The organism is Variovorax sp. GW821-FHT10C12 (genome assembly GCF_059415405.1).
This window is the reverse complement of the sequence record NZ_JBWKNE010000001.1, coordinates 1,677,427-1,694,401: the sequence shown is the minus strand read 5'-3', so window position 1 is coordinate 1,694,401 and position 16,975 is coordinate 1,677,427. Positions and strand designations below refer to the sequence as shown.

Annotated in this window: 14 protein-coding genes; 9 read left to right on the top strand and 5 right to left on the bottom strand. The window is 68.7% G+C overall.

Going from position 1 to position 16,975, the window contains the following annotated elements; translation table 11 throughout:
- Positions 1 to 7 precede the first annotated feature (7 nt).
- From AC07OH_RS08015 to AC07OH_RS07995, 5 genes are all read left to right on the top strand, one after another.
- Positions 8 to 1,234 carry a PepSY-associated TM helix domain-containing protein gene (locus AC07OH_RS08015; protein WP_495300231.1) on the top strand — a complete coding sequence of 409 codons (1,227 nt, stop codon included), beginning with the start codon at positions 8 to 10 and terminating at the stop codon, positions 1,232 to 1,234.
- A gap of 734 nt (positions 1,235 to 1,968) precedes the next feature.
- Entirely contained in the window at positions 1,969 to 2,130 is a 162-nt protein-coding gene (locus tag AC07OH_RS08010) for a hypothetical protein (RefSeq protein ID WP_495300230.1), read from the top strand.
- A 36-nt stretch (positions 2,131 to 2,166) separates the two neighbouring features.
- Positions 2,167 to 2,694, top strand: a complete 528-nt coding sequence (locus tag AC07OH_RS08005; RefSeq protein ID WP_495300229.1) for a sigma-70 family RNA polymerase sigma factor — start codon at positions 2,167 to 2,169, stop codon at positions 2,692 to 2,694.
- Positions 2,691 to 3,656, top strand: a complete 966-nt coding sequence (locus AC07OH_RS08000; RefSeq protein ID WP_495300228.1) for a FecR domain-containing protein — start codon at positions 2,691 to 2,693, stop codon at positions 3,654 to 3,656. Before AC07OH_RS08005 ends, AC07OH_RS08000 begins: the two co-directional genes overlap by 4 nt.
- A gap of 133 nt (positions 3,657 to 3,789) precedes the next feature.
- Positions 3,790 to 6,312, top strand: coding sequence for a TonB-dependent receptor (locus AC07OH_RS07995; RefSeq protein WP_495300227.1), 2,523 nt, complete (start codon positions 3,790 to 3,792; stop codon positions 6,310 to 6,312).
- A gap of 31 nt (positions 6,313 to 6,343) precedes the next feature.
- Here the strand turns inward: AC07OH_RS07995 and AC07OH_RS07990 are convergent, their stop codons facing one another.
- Together AC07OH_RS07990 and AC07OH_RS07985 are read right to left on the bottom strand one after the other, a co-directional pair.
- On the bottom strand, positions 6,344 to 6,730 hold the full coding sequence (locus tag AC07OH_RS07990) for a YybH family protein (protein WP_495300226.1): 387 nt from the start codon (positions 6,728 to 6,730) through the stop codon (positions 6,344 to 6,346).
- Positions 6,727 to 8,658: an amidohydrolase gene (locus tag AC07OH_RS07985; RefSeq protein ID WP_495300225.1), complete on the bottom strand. Its 1,932-nt coding sequence runs from the start codon at positions 8,656 to 8,658 to the stop codon at positions 6,727 to 6,729. The genes AC07OH_RS07990 and AC07OH_RS07985 overlap by 4 nt, the downstream gene beginning before the upstream one ends.
- Positions 8,659 to 8,870: 212 nt before the next feature.
- On the opposite strand from AC07OH_RS07985, the gene AC07OH_RS07980 reads away from it, so the two are divergent.
- Positions 8,871 to 9,872, top strand: coding sequence for a GlxA family transcriptional regulator (locus tag AC07OH_RS07980; RefSeq protein ID WP_495300224.1), 1,002 nt, complete (start codon positions 8,871 to 8,873; stop codon positions 9,870 to 9,872).
- On the opposite strand, the gene AC07OH_RS07975 is transcribed toward AC07OH_RS07980, so the two are convergent.
- The 3 genes from AC07OH_RS07975 to sctQ form a co-directional block, all read right to left on the bottom strand.
- Complete coding sequence (locus tag AC07OH_RS07975; RefSeq protein ID WP_495300223.1) at positions 9,869 to 10,558, bottom strand: DJ-1/PfpI family protein; 690 nt, start codon at positions 10,556 to 10,558, stop codon at positions 9,869 to 9,871. The two genes, AC07OH_RS07980 and AC07OH_RS07975, sit on opposite strands and share 4 nt — an antisense overlap.
- A gap of 137 nt (positions 10,559 to 10,695) precedes the next feature.
- Complete coding sequence (gene sctR / locus AC07OH_RS07970) at positions 10,696 to 11,355, bottom strand: type III secretion system export apparatus subunit SctR (RefSeq protein WP_099789470.1); 660 nt, start codon at positions 11,353 to 11,355, stop codon at positions 10,696 to 10,698.
- A 2-nt stretch (positions 11,356 to 11,357) separates the two neighbouring features.
- Positions 11,358 to 12,491 (bottom strand): type III secretion system cytoplasmic ring protein SctQ, encoded by a 1,134-nt coding sequence (sctQ, locus tag AC07OH_RS07965; protein ID WP_495300222.1) that lies wholly within the window; start codon positions 12,489 to 12,491, stop codon positions 11,358 to 11,360.
- Positions 12,492 to 12,814: 323 nt separating this feature from the next.
- On the opposite strand from sctQ, the gene sctV reads away from it, so the two are divergent.
- The 3 genes from sctV to sctC are packed head-to-tail and all read left to right on the top strand — an operon-like array spanning position 12,815 to position 16,974.
- Positions 12,815 to 14,890: a type III secretion system export apparatus subunit SctV gene (gene sctV / locus AC07OH_RS07960; RefSeq protein ID WP_495300221.1), complete on the top strand. Its 2,076-nt coding sequence runs from the start codon at positions 12,815 to 12,817 to the stop codon at positions 14,888 to 14,890.
- Positions 14,891 to 14,932: 42 nt separating this feature from the next.
- Positions 14,933 to 15,199: a type III secretion system export apparatus subunit SctS gene (gene sctS, locus AC07OH_RS07955; protein WP_099789463.1), complete on the top strand. Its 267-nt coding sequence runs from the start codon at positions 14,933 to 14,935 to the stop codon at positions 15,197 to 15,199.
- Positions 15,196 to 16,974: a type III secretion system outer membrane ring subunit SctC gene (sctC, locus tag AC07OH_RS07950; RefSeq protein ID WP_495300220.1), complete on the top strand. Its 1,779-nt coding sequence runs from the start codon at positions 15,196 to 15,198 to the stop codon at positions 16,972 to 16,974. The genes sctS and sctC overlap by 4 nt, the downstream gene beginning before the upstream one ends.
- Position 16,975 lies beyond the last annotated feature (1 nt).

Here is a 16,975-nt window from a genome sequence, read left to right as displayed (position 1 = left end):
CCGCGCGATGTCGCGACCGCTGCTGCTGCGCCTGCACCGATGGGCAGGCCTCGCCACCGGGCTCTTCCTGGTGCTGGCGGGCCTGACCGGCAGCCTGCTGGCCTTCGAGGACCGGCTCGAGGCCTGGCTCAACCCTGCGCTCTTCGTGACGGCGTCGCCACCGCCAGGCGGGGCTCGGCCGCTCGATCCTTTCGCGTTGCGCGAGATGGCGCAGCGCGCCGCGCCACCGCAGGCGCATGTCGACACGGTGCTGCTGGACCGCCAGGCCGACCGGTCGTTGCGCTACGTCCTGTCGGGCCGAACCGATCCGGCGACCGGCCTGACGATGCCGCTCGATGTGGACGAACTGTTCCTGAACCCTTACGACGGCAGGGTGCAGGGCACACGCCTGTGGGGCGCGTCGCTGTTCCAGCGTGAGACGGCGGTGAGCTTTCTCTACCGCTTGCACTACGCGCTCGCGCTGCCAGCGCCATGGAGCGCGCGCATCCTCGGCACGGTCGGCCTGCTCTGGACCTTCAACTGCTTCATCGGTCTCTGGCTGACCTTGCCTCGCCGCAGTGCCCAGCCTTCGGCGCGCGGAGGGTGGCAGCGCTGGCGTGCGGCGTGGCGAGTCGGTCCCTCCGGCAACGCGATGCGCACGACGCTGGATGTGCATCGCGTCGCCGGCCTCTGGCTGTGGCTGGCGATGCTGGTCTTCGCCTGGTCGAGCGTGATGTTCAACCTGCGCGAGAGCGTCTACCGGCCGCTCATGTCGCTCGTCGCCGTGACGCCTGATCTTTGGGCCGGTGTGCCGATGCAGCGCACGCCGATGCCGGAGCCCGCCATCGACTGGAAGCCGGCGCATGCCGCCGCCCGCGAGGCGATGGCCGTGCTCGCTGCACAGAAGCACTTCACGGTGAGCACGGAGCGCGACCTGCGGCTGGACCGCGCCCATGGCGTCTATGCGTACCGCGTGCACTCCAGCCTCGACGTGCCCGGAACGCCGGGCACGACCACCGTGCTCATCGACGCCATGACCGGCGCGGTGCGCGGCTTTGCGGGCGATGCCCGGGGCCACAGGCTCGAAGAGTGGCTGGGTGCGCTGCACATGGCGCGGGCGTTCGGCACGCCCTACAAGGTGCTGGTGTCGCTGTTCGGGCTGGGGGTGGCGACGCTGTCGCTGGCCGGGCTGCTCCTCTGGTACCGCAGAAGGATGCACGGTATTGAGAAGCGCAAACCCAAGACAACGCGATGAATCGGGATCTGTCGGGACTGAATGGGATCGCTTGGGACGGGTCGTGCAACGACACTACGCCGGTGGTAAAGCGCGCCCCACAAGATCGCTCACCTTGAGCGATCTTGTGGGGGCTCCAGCATGTTGAGCGTCCGCGGCCACCTGCTTGATGATGGCCGCATCGACGCACTGCTTCCGCACAACTGGCAACGCAGATCGGAGGCGACTCGGGGCCCACTGCAGTCGCTCCAACAATCCTATTTTTTCCCCTGACCGCATCTGCCTGCGGCACGCGACGCTCCGTACCTGGTGCGAACTAATTTCGGCTTGACGAACGGATGGGCCTCGCGCAACCTCAGCCGAGGGGAGCGTCTGTGGAGAGAGGGTTGAAATGATGATTCGCATTCGTTTGCAGCGCGCGCGCCTTGCCCTTCAAAGCGCAACACTGACAATGCTGCTCGCGTACGGCACTGTCGGTCTCTGGGTGATTTTTTGGTTTGGTGACTAGCAGCACTTCGGGGTGCGTTGCTTCGGTCGAGGCATGCCAACAGACTCAACCGTCCAAGTTGTCATTGCGTCAGCACTCTGTTTGGCCCTGGCATTCAGGTATCCCCAGAGCGAGCCAGGAAGCACATAGTGACGCTTCCCGCTGACGACACCTTCATTCGCTTGAATCCCTGTGCCTTTCCACGGCGCAGAGCGCTGACGAACAAGCTCACCCACGTCCAGCTTCCTCCGTGAACTGAATGAGACGCTTGGATGTCAGCGCCATGTCGTTCGTTGCGATGCGTGCGCCCTTGGCGCTTGACGCCATTCTGTTCAGCTTCGCCGACGGGCGTGAAGACGACTTGTCGCACCGGCTGGCGCGGATTTATCGCGGGGCGCTTCAACTTGTTGAGAAGTATTCGCATTTATAATGAATGCGAAAGTTTCTCAACTGAAAAGAGGCATCGATGGTTGTCGGCGAGTCGACCCCGCAACAGCAGGCGCACGCCCTCTACCGCGAGCACCACGGCTGGCTCTTCAGCTGGCTGCGCGGCAGGGTGGGCAACAGCTTCGACGCGGCGGACATCGCGCACGACACCTTCCTGCGCATCTGGTCGGGGCTGCGCGCCGGTGCCATCCCCACGCTGCACGAGCCGCGCGCCTACCTGACCACGGTGGCCAAGCGCCTCGTGATCAACCACCACGAACGCCAATCGCTGGAGCGCGCCTACCAGGCGTCGCTGGCGCTGCTGCCTGAAGCGCTGGTGCCTTCGGTCGAAGAGCGCGCGATCCTGCTCGAGACGTTGCACGAACTCGATGCGCTGCTCGACGAACTGCCCGCCCGGGCGCGCACCGCGTTCCTGCTGTCGCAGCTCGAAGGCCTCGGCTATGACGACATCGCTGCGCAGCTCGGCGTCAGCGTGCGCACCGTGACGCGCTACATGGCGCAAGGGTTCGCGCAGTGCCTGCGGCTCATGCTGGCGACTCCGGTGTGAGCGCGGCCGTCGATCCCCGTCTGGTCGACGAGGCCGCGCAGTGGCTCGCGCGCATGTACGCGGGCCGCCTGTCCGAGGCCGACGCGCAGCGCTGGGTGCAGTGGCGCGACCAGAGCCCCGAGCACCAGCGCGTGTGGCACAGCGCCGAGCAACTGAGCCGCAAGTTCGGCGCGGTGCCACCGGACGTGGGCATGCCGGTGCTCGACCGGCGCCGGGGCCTGGCGAGCCGGCGCGCACTGCTGCGCACCGTGGCCGTGCTGGTGGCCGCGCCGTCTGCGGCCTGGGTCGGCTACCGCGCCGTGCCCTGGCCATCGCTCGGGGCCGAGTACCGCACGGCGACGGGCGAGCGGCGCACCGTCGAGCTGGCCGACCGCAGCCGCACCACGCTGAACACGGCGACGGCCATCGACGTGGCGTTCGACGCCACGCAGCGGCTGGTGCGACAGCGCAGCGGCGAAATCCTTGTCGAGACCGCACCCGACACCAACCCCGGAATTCCTCGACCGTTCCTGGTCGAAACGCCGCAAGGCCGGCTGCGCGCATTGGGCACGCGCTTCATCGTGCGCATCGACGAAGGCGGGCACAACCGCCTCACGGTGCTGGCCGGTGCGGTGGAGGTGAGCCCGACCCGCGCCACTGGCACGCCGGCGATCGTGCCCGCCGGACGGCAGATGATGTTCACTGCCGATGGGACGGGTCCGGCGACACCGGCCGCGAGCGGCGCCGAAGCCTGGACGCAAGGCGTGCTCTACGCCGAGGACATGCGCCTGGCCGATGTGCTCTCGGAAATCGGCCGCTACCGCAGCGGCGTGCTGCGCTGCGACCCCGCGGTGGCCGACCTGCGCGTGTCGGGCGCCTTCCAGCTCGAAGACACCGACCGCGTGCTCGCCGTCCTCGCGCAGACCCTGCCCGTGCGCGTGGATGCGCGCACGCGCTACTGGGTGACCGTGACGGCCCGGTGATTCCCGGGCTGCTTCGCGCAGCGCCTCTGAAAAATTTCTTGCCGATGCGTGTCCGGTTTTCGCGTCTCGCCTGTCATGTCGATGAAGAGCAAGCAAGCCATCCACTTCCCGACATGCGACAAGGACACCCTTCATGACCGCCAGGCCTTCCGTCTTCCCGACCTCTCGCGATGCCACGCGGCACCGCCAGCGCCTCGCCGTGTGCGCCGTGCAAGGCGCGCTGTGCGCCTTGGGCCTGACCACCGTCGGGCTGGCCGCGTTGCCGGCCCATGCGGTCGACGCCGTGGCCGCCCCGGCGCGCAAGGCCTACCGCGTGCCGGCCGGTCCGCTGGGGCCGGCGCTGCTGAGCTTCGCGGGGCAGGGCGGCTTCAACCTCAGCTTCGACCTGGCCCGCACGCGCGGGCTGACCACGCCGGGCCTGACCGGAGAGTTCTCTGCCGAAGAAGGCCTCGGCCGGCTGCTGGAAGGCAGTGGCTTGCGCGCACGGCGGCTGGCCAGCGGCGACTTCACGCTGGATGCAACGCCGGCCCCCGTCGCCGCTGCGCCCACCGCTGAATCCGCACCCGCGGACGACGCCTTGCCCGCCGTCACCGTGACCGCGCGCACGCAGAGCAACCTCATGGCACCGACCCGGCAGGTCACCGTGCTCGAACGCGAAGAGCTCGACACCCTGCGCCAGGGCTCCGACAGCGTCGCCACGCTGCTCAGCAAGGTCGTGCCCGGCATGGCCGATTCGAGCCACACCATCACCGACTTCGGCCAGACCCTGCGCGGGCGCAACATGCTCGTGATGGTCGACGGCATTCCGCTCAACACCAACCGCGATTCGTCGCGCAACCTGGCCAACATCAACCCCGCCGACGTCGAGCAGATCGAAGTGCTGCGCGGCAGCAGCGCCATCTACGGCAGCGGCGCGGCTGGCGGCATCGTGTCGATCCGCACGCGCCAACCCAGCGGCGAGGCGCGCGCCGAAACCACCGTCACCGGCGTGCTGCCGCTGTCGCGACCGGGTGGCGCCGGGCTGGGCGGCGAGGTGCAGCACTACCTCTCGGGCGGTGGCGAGGTCTTCGACTATTCGGTGAGCCTCGGTGCGCGGCGCGTGGGCGGCTCGTACGACGCGCGCGGCGACCGCATTGCGCCCGAGCCCAGCCAGGGCGACCTGTTCGACTCCAACATCTACAACGCCTCCGCCAAGATCGGCTACCGCATCGACGTCAACCAGCGGCTGCAGCTGTCGGCGAGCCACTACGACGCGAAGCAGGACACCGACTACGCCTCCGATCCGTCCGTGGCCAGGCTGCCGGCGGGCAGCGTCGCGGCGCGCCCGCTCAAGGGCCTGCAGCTCGACAAGCAGAACCGCGTGACCAACAGCCTGCTCGGCCTGGACTACACCAACCGCGACATCGCCGGCAGCACGCTGGCCGCGCAGCTGTACTACCGCGACTTCTTTACCCGCTTCGCGCCCTTCGACGCGCGCGGCGTCGTGGCGCGCGGTTCGAGCGTCGACCAGGTGATGCAGAACTCGCGCGTGTACGGCGGCCGGCTGACGGTCAAGACGCCGTTCGGTGCCGACAAGAAGACGCAGCTCACCTGGGGCGCCGACTTCAACCAGGAGCGCACCGACATGCCGCTGGACGTGTTCGACCCGAAGCTCTACGACGCCAGCCGCGGCCTGAGCTTTCAGCGCACCGGCACGCTGATCTTCATGCCGCCGATCACCACGCGCAGCCTGGGCGCCTTCGGCCAGCTGCAGCACCGCTTCAACGACCAGTGGTCGGTGGAGGGCGGGGCGCGCTACGACAAGGCCAGTGCGCGCTTCGACAGCTTCACGCCGCTGTCGCAGCTGCGCGCGCGCAACCCCGCCCAGGTGACGGGCGGCACGGTGGACTACGGTGCCTGGACCTACAACGCCGGCGTGGTGTTCAACCCGAGCAAGCGCCACGACATCTATGCCTCGTACAGCCAGGGCTTCGAGCTGCCCGACATCGGCCTGCAGGTGCGCAACGCGACCCCGAGCTTCAACATCCGCAGCTCCGACCTGCAGCCGGTGAAGACCGACACGCTGGAGCTGGGCTGGCGCGGTCGCTTCGACAACGCGGTGGCCAACCTCAGCGTGTTCCAGTCGCAATCGGCGTTGGGCGCGGTCCAGAGTTCGTTCAACGGCCTGGTCATGACGCGCACCAAGGAGCGCATCCACGGCATCGAAGGCGCCATCGACTACGCCGGCAGCGGCGACCGCTGGGCCACGGGCGGTTCCTTCACCTGGATCAAGGGCCGCGAGCTGCCGCAGGGCGGCACGCGCTACCAGGACATGTGGGGCTACCGCATCCCGCCGCTCAAGCTGACCGCCTATGTGGAGTACAAGCCCAGCGCGCGCTGGAGCCATCGGCTGCAGGCCGTGTCATACGGCTCGAAGGACTACCGGCTCGACGGCGTGAACAGCTTCGGGCGCCGCGAGACCAGCGGGTACACCACCGTGGACCTCGTCAGCCGCTTCAAGATCGACGAGAAGAACAACGTCGTCATCGGCGTGGAGAACCTGTTCAACCGCAAGTACTTCCCGCTGTACAGCCAGCTGCTGCGCAACAGCAACAACACGAGCCGGCTGCCGGCCGCGGGCGCGGTGCTGAAGGTGAGCTACTCGCACCGCTGGTAGGTCGAACGGCGCGCGCCGCGCCCACGCACGGCTACCCCTGGGGGCCGTGGTTGATCATGTCCCGGTGGATCAGCCAGCGGCCGTCCACCTTGCGCCACAGCACGAGGTAGCGCCCGCGGTCCGCCGTGACCTTCGTGCCCTCCGGCGTCGCCGCCTGGAGCTCATACGCACCGATCTCCGAGGCCTCGTGCTCGTTCCCTTCGACATCGAGCGAGACGAAGCTCGCGGCCACGATGCCCTGGGCGAACACGCCTTCGAAGAAGCGCGCAATCTCTCCATGGCCCTTGAAGGTGGGCGCGCCCTCGGGCAGGAGCTGTGCTTCCTGCGTGTAGAGCGCCAGGGCGTCGGAAATGCGTCGGTCGGCGATGGCGCGTGCCAGCGCGTCCTCTTGCTGCTGGATCTGTTGAATCAGGGTCATGGTGTTTCCGTGGTTGAAGAAGCGGGAGTGAAGACGTGTTCGTGGACGATGTGGCCATCGACCAGCGTCAACAGGCTGTGGGTCGCCGGAATCTCCGACGGCGCGATCGAGAACAGGTCCTGGGACAGCACGGCCAGGTCGGCGCAGGCGCCGGGCACCAGGCGTCCCTTGCGATCGCCCAGCCCCTCGGCCACCGCGCCGCCGTGCGTGTAGGCCCTCAGGGCGTCCTCCAGGCTGGCTGCCTCTTCGGGCCTGGCCGGATGCACCACGGCGGCATACAGGCTGAGAAAAGGGTTCAGCGGCCCGTCGGAGCCCAGGGCCACGGGGATGCCGGCGCCGAACAGCGAGCGGAATGCCGCAAAGGGCGTGTCGGCACCGAAGCGCGCCGCATACAGGTCGCCGAACAGGAAGTGCGACGGGTTCTGCACCACCGTCACGCCCAGGGCTTTCGCGCGGTCGATCTGCGCGGGCGTGATGCCGTCGGCATGCTCGATGCGCAGGCCCGGGTCGCCCCAGTCCACATCGGGGCCGAAGGACTCCGCGCAGGCGAGCACCGTCTCCAGCGTCTGCGCGCCGATCGCGTGCAGCAGCAGCGGTTCGCGTGCGGCGATGCTTTCGCGCAGCATCTCGCGCACGTCGGATGCCGCGAAGTTCTCGCGCCCCCGCGTCGTCGGATCGTCGCCGTAGGCACGGCCAATGGCCGAAGCCCGTTCGACGGGCGTGCCATCGAGAATCCATTTGGTGCCGTCCACGCGGATGCGCGGAGCGACCTGGCGCGGCAGCTCCCGGCCTTCGCTCACCAGGCGCCCCTGCGGCCCCGACGGCGGAAAGCGGATCACCCGCACCTTGATCGGCAGGTCGGCGGCCTTCAGCATCTCGACGTAGCGGGCCGCGGGCGTCCACGACATGTTCTGCAAGGTGGTGATGCCCCAGCGCACGCAATCGGCCGCCAGCGCGCGAAGGCTGTCCACGCCCTCGTCGCGCGTGGCCATCGACGCGAAGGTGCGCTGCGGCGCCCATTGCGCGTACTCGTTGATGCGCCCCGACAACCGCCGGGTGCCCGCCACGCGTTCGTAGGTGCCGCCCAGCGGATCGGGTTCGTCGTCCGAGATGCCCAGCCGTTGCAACGCGGCGCTGTTCACCACGTTGGTGTGGTTGGTCATGCCCAGCAGGATGACCGGGTGCCGGGGCGCCAGCGCGTCGAGGGCGTCGCGCGTCACCGAGCGGTCGATCGACAGCCCGATGCCCATCACCCCGTAGATCCAGGTGCCCGCCGGCGAGGCGGCGACGGCCTCCTCGATCATCGGTGCCACCTGCACGAAGCCGGGGTCCACGACGGGATCGACCGGCAGCCGGATGCCCGCGGGGTCGGGCGTGTGGTGCATGTGCGCGTCGTTGAAGCCGGGAATCACCAGGCGCCCCTGCAGCTCGATGACCTCGGTGCGTTCGCCGATCCACGCCTCGATCTCGGCGCGCGTGCCGGTGGCGACGATGCGGCCTTCGTCGATGGCGAGCGCCTCGCACCACGGGTGCGCGCGGTCGGCCGTGAAGATGCGCCCGCCGGACAGCACGCGCTCGGCGCCAACTGGCGCTTTGGAAGGGCCACCGCGCCTTCGAACGAGCGGTGCCGCACCGTCGCTGTCAGCGGCCGCCAAGGCCGCGCCCGAGAGACCCAGCGGTTGCGCCTGCCAGGCCGCGGCCATGCACGTCCACAGCATTGGGCGGGTGAGCGGTGCGGGCTGTCGCCAGTCGGCATCGTGCTCTGCGCCGTGCACGTCGTGGAGCAGCTGAAGAAACGCCGCGCGCGGGATGCAACAGGCGCAGCGGTAGTGCGCACTGTTCTTCTTCGCGGGCGAGGGCGCCGGCAGGGGTGGCATGGCCACCGGCGAGGTCACCGGCAGTGCGGCGTGCGGATGAAGGGCGGTCATGAAGCGGGCTCACTCTCACGGGATGACGGACGGTCAGCGTAGAGAGGCGGGGCGCTCGCGCACAGACAAACTGCTGTCAATTCCGGCCATCGACCACACGCGACGGCAGGCCGGGGCCTGCCCCTCTCGCGTTCCCACGGGGCAGCACGTACGATCCGAAAGCACGCGCGGCCCGCCCCTCCGATCGGCACTGCGCTCCCTGGAGCACCTCGATGACACACCCCGCCGACAGCCACCTCGTGGTGATCCTCGCGTTCGACGAGGTGACGGCCTCCGACATCACCGGCACCGCCGATGTCTTCGCCATGGCGACGCGCTACTTTCTCGGCAGCGCCACGCCGGGCTACCGCATCGCGATCGCATCCATCGGTGGTCAGCCGATCCGCACGTCGTCGGGCATCTGCATGGCCACCGAACCCTTGTCGCAGATCGCCACCGAGCGCATCGGCACCCTGGTCGTGCCCGGCGGCGGGCCGCCCGCGGACCCGCCGATTCCCGCCGACCTCGTGGCATGGCTGGCGCGCGAAGGCCGCCAGGTGCCCCGCATCTGCGGCATCTGCACCGGCACCTTCCTGCTGGCGGAAGCGGGCTTGCTCACGAACAAGCGGGTCACCACGCACTGGCAGGCCGCCCGGGTGATGGCCGAGCGCTATCCGCAGGGCCGCATCGAGGCCGACCACATCTACTCGCGCGATGGCGAACTGTGGACGTCGGCCGGCTTCACCGCCGGGCTCGACCTTGCACTGGCCGTGCTCGAGGAAGACCACGGCTACGAGATCGCGATGGAAGCCGCGCGCTCCTTCGTGACCTTTCTCAAGCGCCCGGGCCACCAGTCCCAGTTCTCGGCGGCGCTGTCGTCGCAGATCGCGGGTGATCGCGGCTTCAGCAAGCTGCACGCATGGCTCATGGAGCACCTGGCCGACGAGCTGAGCGTGGAAACGCTGGCCGACTGCGTGGGCATGGCGCCCCGCACCTTTGCGCGCCGCTACACCGAGCAGGTCGGCCGCACGCCGGCCAAGACGATCGAGGCCTTCCGCATCGAGGCCGCATTGCGCTCGCTCGCCGAGCCGACGCTGAGCCTGAAGAAGATCGCGCGCGACTGCGGATTCGGAGACGAGCAGAACATGCGGCGCTCGTTCGTGCGCGTGCTGGGCGTCGGGCCGGACAGCTACCGGCACTCGGAAGCTGTCGGAACCGCCGCTGCGCTCAACTAGGCAAAGCCGCGCCGGCGAGCCGCCTGTGCCACGAGGTCGTTGGGCATTTCTCCTTGCAGGATGCCGCGTGCCGTCGCCAGCGTCTCCTGCGAAGCGATCTCGGGCCGGCCCGAACCGAAGGGCGGCTGGGGCGCGTATTCCATCAACAGCTCCGTCAGCGCGCCGTTGGGTGCACCGGCCCACTGGCCGATCATGTGCAGGCCGAAGTCTACGCCGGCCGTCATGCCGCCGCCCGTGGCGCGGTTGCGGTCGATGACGATGCGCTCGTTCACCGGCTGGGCGTCGAACAGTTCGAGATAGTCGCGCGAGTACCAGTAGCAGGCCGCCTTGTAGCCCTTGAGCAACCCGGCCGCGCCCAGCAGCAGCGAGCCGTTGCAGACGCTGGTGACCCAGCCCGCCCGGGCGCCGATGCGCGCGACCGCGTCGAGGTAGGCGTCGTTGTCGAGTGCCTCGAATGCGGGCCTGCCGCCGCCAGGCACGAGCAGCACATCGGGGTCCTGCCAGCATGTCCTGAAGTCGTGCGTGGCCACGATGTCCGCGTGCGGTCCGCCGAAGTCCATGGGCAGGGCACCCGCCTGCGCGGAGGCAAACTGGAACTGCACGCCGGGAATCAACCCCCAGCAATTGGCCGGGCCGATCAGGTCGATGGCGGTGAAACGGGGAAAGAGCAGGGCGAGGATGCGCATCGTTGGCCTTTGACGAAGAGAAGGGGGAGCCCGAAAGGGCTGGCCAAAATCATGGCACGCGCCCCCCAGGGCCGCGATGCCAACCCTGCGTCAAAAACAGCCAAGGCCCAGTGGGCGCGCGCCGCTGCGCTGCAGTCTCAGCGGTACGACAGCACCAGCCCGTGCACCAGCCGCGTCCAGCCGTCCAGCATCACGAACAGCAGCAGCTTGAAGGGCAGCGAGATGGTGGTGGGCGAGATCATCGACATGCCCAGCGCGAGCAGCACGGTGGCGACGATCAGGTCGACCACCACGAACACCAGGTAGATGATGAAACCGATCTGGAAGGCGCGCGTCAGTTCGCTGAGCGTGAAGCTCGGCACCAGCACCATGAAGTCGTCGTCCCTCAGTTGTTCTGCGCGTGCCTTGGGCCAGATGTTGGCGGCCGACTTCAGGAAGAACTGCCGCTCGCGCTCGTGCGTGTGCTTCTGCAGGAACTCCTTCACCGGCGCCTTGGCCGCATCGACCACGGCCATGATGTCGCCCAGGCCCTCGCCCTTGGCGCCGAAGGTGCGCCCGCGCAGCGCGTCGCCGATGTCCATGCCGACCGGCGCCATGATGTAGACCGACAGGATGATCGCGATGCCGTTGAGCACCATGTTGGGCGGCGTCTGCTGCAGGCCCAGCGCGGTGCGCAGCAGGCCGAACACGATCACCAGCTTGGTGTAGCTGGTCACCATCAGCGCCACGAACGGCGCGATGCCGAAGGCGACGATGAGCGCGACCAGCGTGAGGGGTTCGGGAAGGCCGCCTTGCATGCTCAGACTTCGCCGGGGGCGAACTCCGACACGCGCACGCCGAGGCGGTCGCCCACCGCGACGAGGTAGCCCTTGCCCAGCACATTGCCGTGCGCCAGGATGCGCACCGGGCTGCGGTTGAGCGGCTGGCCCAGGTCGAACACATGGCCGGCGCGGATGCTGCGCAGTTCGCCCAGCGACAGCGACAGGTCGCCGACCTCGAAGCGCAGCGTCACCTCCAGCGCGTCGAGCCGGTCGATCGGCAAATGGGTGTTGTCCGCGACGCCCGCAGTGGGCGCGGCCGGGGTGGGGGAGTCTGGCTTCATGGCACTGTCTCTCGATTGCTGAACGGTGATGCGCGAGCCCTCGGCAAAGGCCGAGAGATGCCGCCCCGCGGGGCCTCCCAGCTCGGCCGTGACCACGATCGCGGCGCCCGAGGAGCGCCATTGCTCGATGCCGACGATGTCGCCGGGGCGGATGCTGCGGATCTCGCGCAGCTGGATCGGCGTGCTGCCGAGGCTGAAGTTCACGGGCAGGCGCAAGGCGTCGAAGGCCTCGTCCGCATGCGCGTTGTGGCGGTGCGTGGCGTCGCGCGCTGGCACCAGCGTATCGAGCGTCGCGGCATCCTCGAACTGCACGAAGCCGCGCAGCAGTGCGCCGCCCTCGGTGGGCTTGGCAGTGAAGAACGCGGCGCGCTCGGGGTCGCAGTGCACGCGCGACGCGGTGCTGTGCTCGCGCCGCTCCTGCGCGTCGCGCGCTTCGGTTTCCGAAGGCTGCCATTCGAAATGCAGGCGCAGTGTTTTCTCCAGCGCGTCGATCACCGGATGCAGCGCATCGGCCAGCAGGATGTAGCGCAGGTCGCGCGGCAGCAGGTCGATGCGGCGCTCGCCCAGCAGCACCTGCAGGCTCGGCGCATCCAGCGCGAGGTGGCCCACGTGCGCGCCAAGCCTGAAGCGATAACTCTCGTGCGCGGTGTGGCCGAGCGCTGCGTCGTGGTGCCAGCCGATGACATACCGCGTGCCGCGCGCCGACACGGCTTCGGGCAGCGGCGGTGCGCCATACAGGCGATTGAGCGCGCGCACGTTCGCGGCATCGGCACGCGGTAATGCGCGGGCTTCGCCGAGCTCGGTCACCGATTCAGCGCCTGCGATCGGCATGCACGCTTTCGTTCGACATGGCGGTGCGGGCGGTCCTACGTCTTGTCACTGTCTTCATGCCTTGAAGCAACGCGAGGCAGCTCGCATCGGGACCGGCAGCTTAGCCAGAGGCCTCTCGCGCAGGTAGTCCGCAAACACGTAGTGCCGCGCGCGCCACACACCGCAGGCATCTACGAAAACTCGTGGTTGCCGTGAATGGATGGCGGCGCATAGAGTCCGACGCGACGTGACATCCCTCACGTTCGACGAGGGTGTGGCGGGCGATGCGAACGACATCGCCCGTCATGCCGAACACACCCCAAGACAAAAGTAGAAAAGTAGCAATGGCGAGTTCTCCGCGATCACTTTCAACCTACCGTGGCGGTGTGCGCGACCTGCTGGGCAGTGCAGGCCGCTACAACGACCTGCTGCTCGCAGGCCTGCTGGTGGTGATCGTCGCGCTGTTCGTGCTGCCGCTGCCCACGCCGCTGCTCGACCTGCTGATCGCGAGCAACCTGGCCATCAGCCTGGTGCTGCTGATCGTGGCGATGTACGTGCCCTCGGCGCTGTCGCTCTCCACCTTTCCGTCGCTGCTGCTGTTCACCACGCTGTTTCGGTTGGCGCTGAACATCGCATCGACCAAGCTGATCCTTCTGCATGCCAATGCGGGCCACATCATCGACACCTTCGGCAAGCTGATCGTCGGCAACAACGTGGTGGTCGGCGGCGTGGTGTTCCTCATCATCGCGATCGTTCAATTCATCGTGATCGCCAAGGGCTCCGAGCGCGTGGCCGAAGTGGCGGCGCGGTTCGCACTCGATGCAATGCCGGGCAAGCAGATGAGCATCGACGCCGACGTGCGCGCTGGCGTGCTTTCGTCCGCGCAGGCGCAGAAGCGCCGCCAGATGCTGGAGCAGGAATGCCAGCTGCACGGCGCGATGGACGGCGCCATGAAGTTCGTCAAGGGCGACGCCATCGCGAGCATCGTGATCGCGCTGGTGAACATCCTTGCGGGCATCGCCATCGGCACGCTGATGCACGAGATGAGCCTGGGCGCCGCGCTGCAGCGCTACGCGATCCTCACGGTGGGCGACGGCATGGTGTCGCAGATTCCGTCGCTGCTGGTGTCGATCGCGGCCGGCATCGTCATCACGCGCGTGAGCACCGGCGAGCGCCGCGACACGCAGCTCGCCAACCAGATCGGCCAGCAGCTCATGGCGCACCCGCGCGCGCTGATCATCGCGGGCCTGGCGGTGGCGAGCTTTCTGCTGGTGCCGGGCTTTCCGAAGTGGGTGTTCGGCCTGCTCGCGGCCGTGCTGCTGGGGCTGGGCTTCGCGGTGCGCATGCTGCGCCAGAAGAACCAGACGCCGGGCTGGATCTCGCACCGCGAAGGCGAGGCCTCGCAGGCAGACGAAGAGGGCGACCACGCCATCGCCGCGCCGCTGGCGGTGCGCCTGTCGAGCCGGCTGCGCGGCGGCGTCGACCGCCATGCGCTCGACCAGCAGCTGGCCACGGTGAAGACCGCGGTCGAGTCCGACCTCGGCCCCGTGTTCCCGCGCCTGCAGGTGGCCTATGCGGACGGCCTGCCTGTGCATGGCTACCAGGTGCTGGTGCACGACGTGGCGGTGACCGAAGGCACGCTGCGCCCGGGCTGGCGCATGCTCGATCCGGCCGAGGCCGCCGCGCCACCGGCCGGCGCCGAAGTGGCCGAGCCCTTCGGTCCGTTCACTCGGGTGGTGTGGGCGCCGGGCGAAGCCTCCGGCTTCAAGAGCTGGAACAACGAAGAGGTGGTGGGCCTGCACCTAGATGACGCGGTGCGCTGCAACGTGCGCCAGCTGATCGGCCTGCAGGAAGTGCAGCGCCTGCTGCATTCGGTCCAGCGCGATGCGCCCGAGCTGGCGGCCGAGGTGTCGCGCGTGGCCTCGAGCCAGCGCATCGCCGAGGTGCTGCGCCGGCTGCTGCAGGAGGGCATTCCGATCCGCAACCTGCACGCCATCTTCGAGTGCCTCGCGATCTGGGCGCCGAAGGAGCAGGACGCCATCGCGCTGACCGAGCTGGTGCGCATCGACCTGGGCCGCTATATCACCAGCCGCTACGTGGGGCCGAACCGGCAGCTCGAGGCCATCCTGTTCGAGTCCAGCCTGCTGGAGCGCGTGCAGAACGCCATCGAACGTTCGCCGCGCGGCAACCTGCTGCTGCTGAGCCCGGCCGTCACGCAGGACATCCGCGAGCAGGTGCGCCGCATCCTCGGCTCGGCCGCGACGCGCGTGGTGGCCATCGCCTCGTCGGACGTGCGCCGCTACATCAAGACGCTGATCGAGCCGGTGGCGCCGCTGCTGCCCGTGTTGTCCTACCAGGAAGTCGACGAAGACGTGGCCCTGCAGCCGGTGGGCTGGGTCACGAATCCGCAAGCCCATTGATGAACTTTTCCTTGCCTTCCCTGGCACTCCCCAAGAAGCACCATGACACCGCAGAACATCCTGGACATCACGCGCGAGGGGCTGCTCCTCGTGCTGTGGATCTCGTTGCCGGTGGTGGCGGTGGCCACGCTCACGGCCCTGGTGGTGGCGGTGCTGCAGGCCGTGACGCAGGTGCAGGACCAGAGCATCGGCCAGTCGATCCGGCTGATCGCGGTGATGGTGGCGATCATCGCCACGGCGGGCTGGCTGGGGCGCGACGTGATGCGCTTCGCCGAACGCGCCTTGCAGACACTGAGTTCCTTGCCGTGATCGCCGCGCACCTGAACCTGCTGCGCCAGCGGGCCTTCCTGCTGTTCGGCTGCGCCGCGCTGGTGCTGCTGGCCGCGCACCAGCACAGCCAGGCCGCCGAGCTGCGCTGGCACAACCGGCCGTTCCAGATCGTCGCCAACGAGAAGCCCTTGCCCGACTTCCTGCGCGAGCTGGCGTCGTCGCAGAACGTCACGGCGGTGATCGACCCCAAGGTGGCCGGCGTCATCAGCGGCAAGTTCGCCGGGCCGGCGCTGGGCATCCTCAACAGCGTGTGCTCGGTCAACGGCCTCACCTGGTACTTCGACGGCGCCTTCCTCTTCGTCGACCTGGCGGCCGACGCCAAGAGCGAGGTGCTGCCCATCGCCGGCGAGAACGCAGGGCGCATCGCCGAGACGCTGGTGCGCCTGCACATCTCCGACGAACGCTACCCGCTGAGCATCAGCGAGCGCGACGCCAGCGTGTATGTCACCGGTCCGCGCCGCTACGTGGAGATGGTGCGCCAGGCCGTGAAGCTGGCCGACCAGAAGAGCGCCATGGCCGAGGGCGCCGAGATCCGCCTGTTCCCGCTCAAGTACGCCTGGGCCGCCGACTTCCGCATCAACCGCTCCGGCAAGGACACGGTGATTCCCGGCGTGGCCAATGTGCTGCGCAGCCTCTACGGGCGCAGCACCGGCAATGCGTCGTCGGGCAGCAGCGGCGGCCGGGGCATGAGCGGCGGCATGTCGCTCGGGCCGAACCGGCAGATCAAGCTGCGCAGCGGCGAAACCATCAACGCGCCGAAGGTCGAGATCGCCGGTGCAGGCGGTGGCGGCAGCGACGGCGCGACATTGGGCGGCATGTCGAGCATCGTCGGCGGCGAGCTGCCGCAGTTCCAGGCCGACACGCGCATGAACGCCGTGCTGGTGCGCGACATGCCCGACAAGATGGCGCAGTACGCCCGGCTGATCGAATCGATGGACGTGCGCCCGCGCCTGGTGGAGATCGAGGTGACCATCATGGACATCAGCTCCGACACGCTCAGCAGCCTGGGCATCGACTGGCGCCTGCACGGTCGGCACGCCGACTTCCAGACCGGGCGCGGCGACCGCGGTCAGCTGACCTGGGGCGGCACGGGCAGCGAGGCCGGGCAGATCGGCAGCTTCGACGGCACGGGCAACCCGCTCACGCCGCTGGGCGGCATGCTCACCGCCGCCATCGGCAACAGCGCGCGCAACTACCTGCTGGCCCGCGTCACGGCGCTGGCCACCAACGGCAACGCGAACTTCGTGGCCCGCCCCAAGGTGATGACGCTGGACAACACCGAGGCCGTGCTGGAGAACCTGAGCGAGTTCTATGTGCGGGTGGACGGCTTTCAGGACGCGGGCCTGTTCAGCATCACCGCCGGCACCGCCGTGCGGGTGACGCCGCTGGTCATCGACGAGAAGGCCAGCCGCGGCGTGATGATGTCCATCGACATCGTCGACGGCGACCTCAGCCCGATGTCGGTCGACAAGATCCCGATCGTGCGCCGCCGCACCGTCAACACGCAGGCGCTGGTGGAAGAGGGCTCGAGCCTGCTGATCGCCGGCTACTCGTCGGAAGAAAAGACCAATGCCGTCACGGGCGTGCCGCTGCTGAAGGACATTCCCGGCGTCGGCGGGCTCTTCCGCTCGACCGAGAAGAAGCAGGCCAACATGGAGCGCTTCTACCTGCTGACGCCGCGCCTCGTGGTGCCCGGCGCCACGGCGAACGTGCCGGCGCTGCCGCTGCCGCCCCCTGCATCGGTGGGAGGCTGAA

Coding starts and splice junctions, on each gene's coding strand:
- sctS (WP_099789463.1), top strand. CDS start 14,933: ATGACACCGCAGAACATCCTGGACATCACGCGCGAGGGGCTGCTCCTC.
- AC07OH_RS08015 (WP_495300231.1), top strand. CDS start 8: ATGTCGCGACCGCTGCTGCTGCGCCTGCACCGATGGGCAGGCCTCGCC.
- AC07OH_RS07990 (WP_495300226.1), bottom strand. CDS start 6,730: ATGACCCTGATTCAACAGATCCAGCAGCAAGAGGACGCGCTGGCACGC.
- AC07OH_RS08005 (WP_495300229.1), top strand. CDS start 2,167: ATGGTTGTCGGCGAGTCGACCCCGCAACAGCAGGCGCACGCCCTCTAC.
- AC07OH_RS07995 (WP_495300227.1), top strand. CDS start 3,790: ATGACCGCCAGGCCTTCCGTCTTCCCGACCTCTCGCGATGCCACGCGG.
- sctR (WP_099789470.1), bottom strand. CDS start 11,355: ATGCAAGGCGGCCTTCCCGAACCCCTCACGCTGGTCGCGCTCATCGTC.
- AC07OH_RS07985 (WP_495300225.1), bottom strand. CDS start 8,658: ATGACCGCCCTTCATCCGCACGCCGCACTGCCGGTGACCTCGCCGGTG.
- sctQ (WP_495300222.1), bottom strand. CDS start 12,491: ATGCCGATCGCAGGCGCTGAATCGGTGACCGAGCTCGGCGAAGCCCGC.
- AC07OH_RS07980 (WP_495300224.1), top strand. CDS start 8,871: ATGACACACCCCGCCGACAGCCACCTCGTGGTGATCCTCGCGTTCGAC.
- sctV (WP_495300221.1), top strand. CDS start 12,815: ATGGCGAGTTCTCCGCGATCACTTTCAACCTACCGTGGCGGTGTGCGC.
- AC07OH_RS07975 (WP_495300223.1), bottom strand. CDS start 10,558: ATGCGCATCCTCGCCCTGCTCTTTCCCCGTTTCACCGCCATCGACCTG.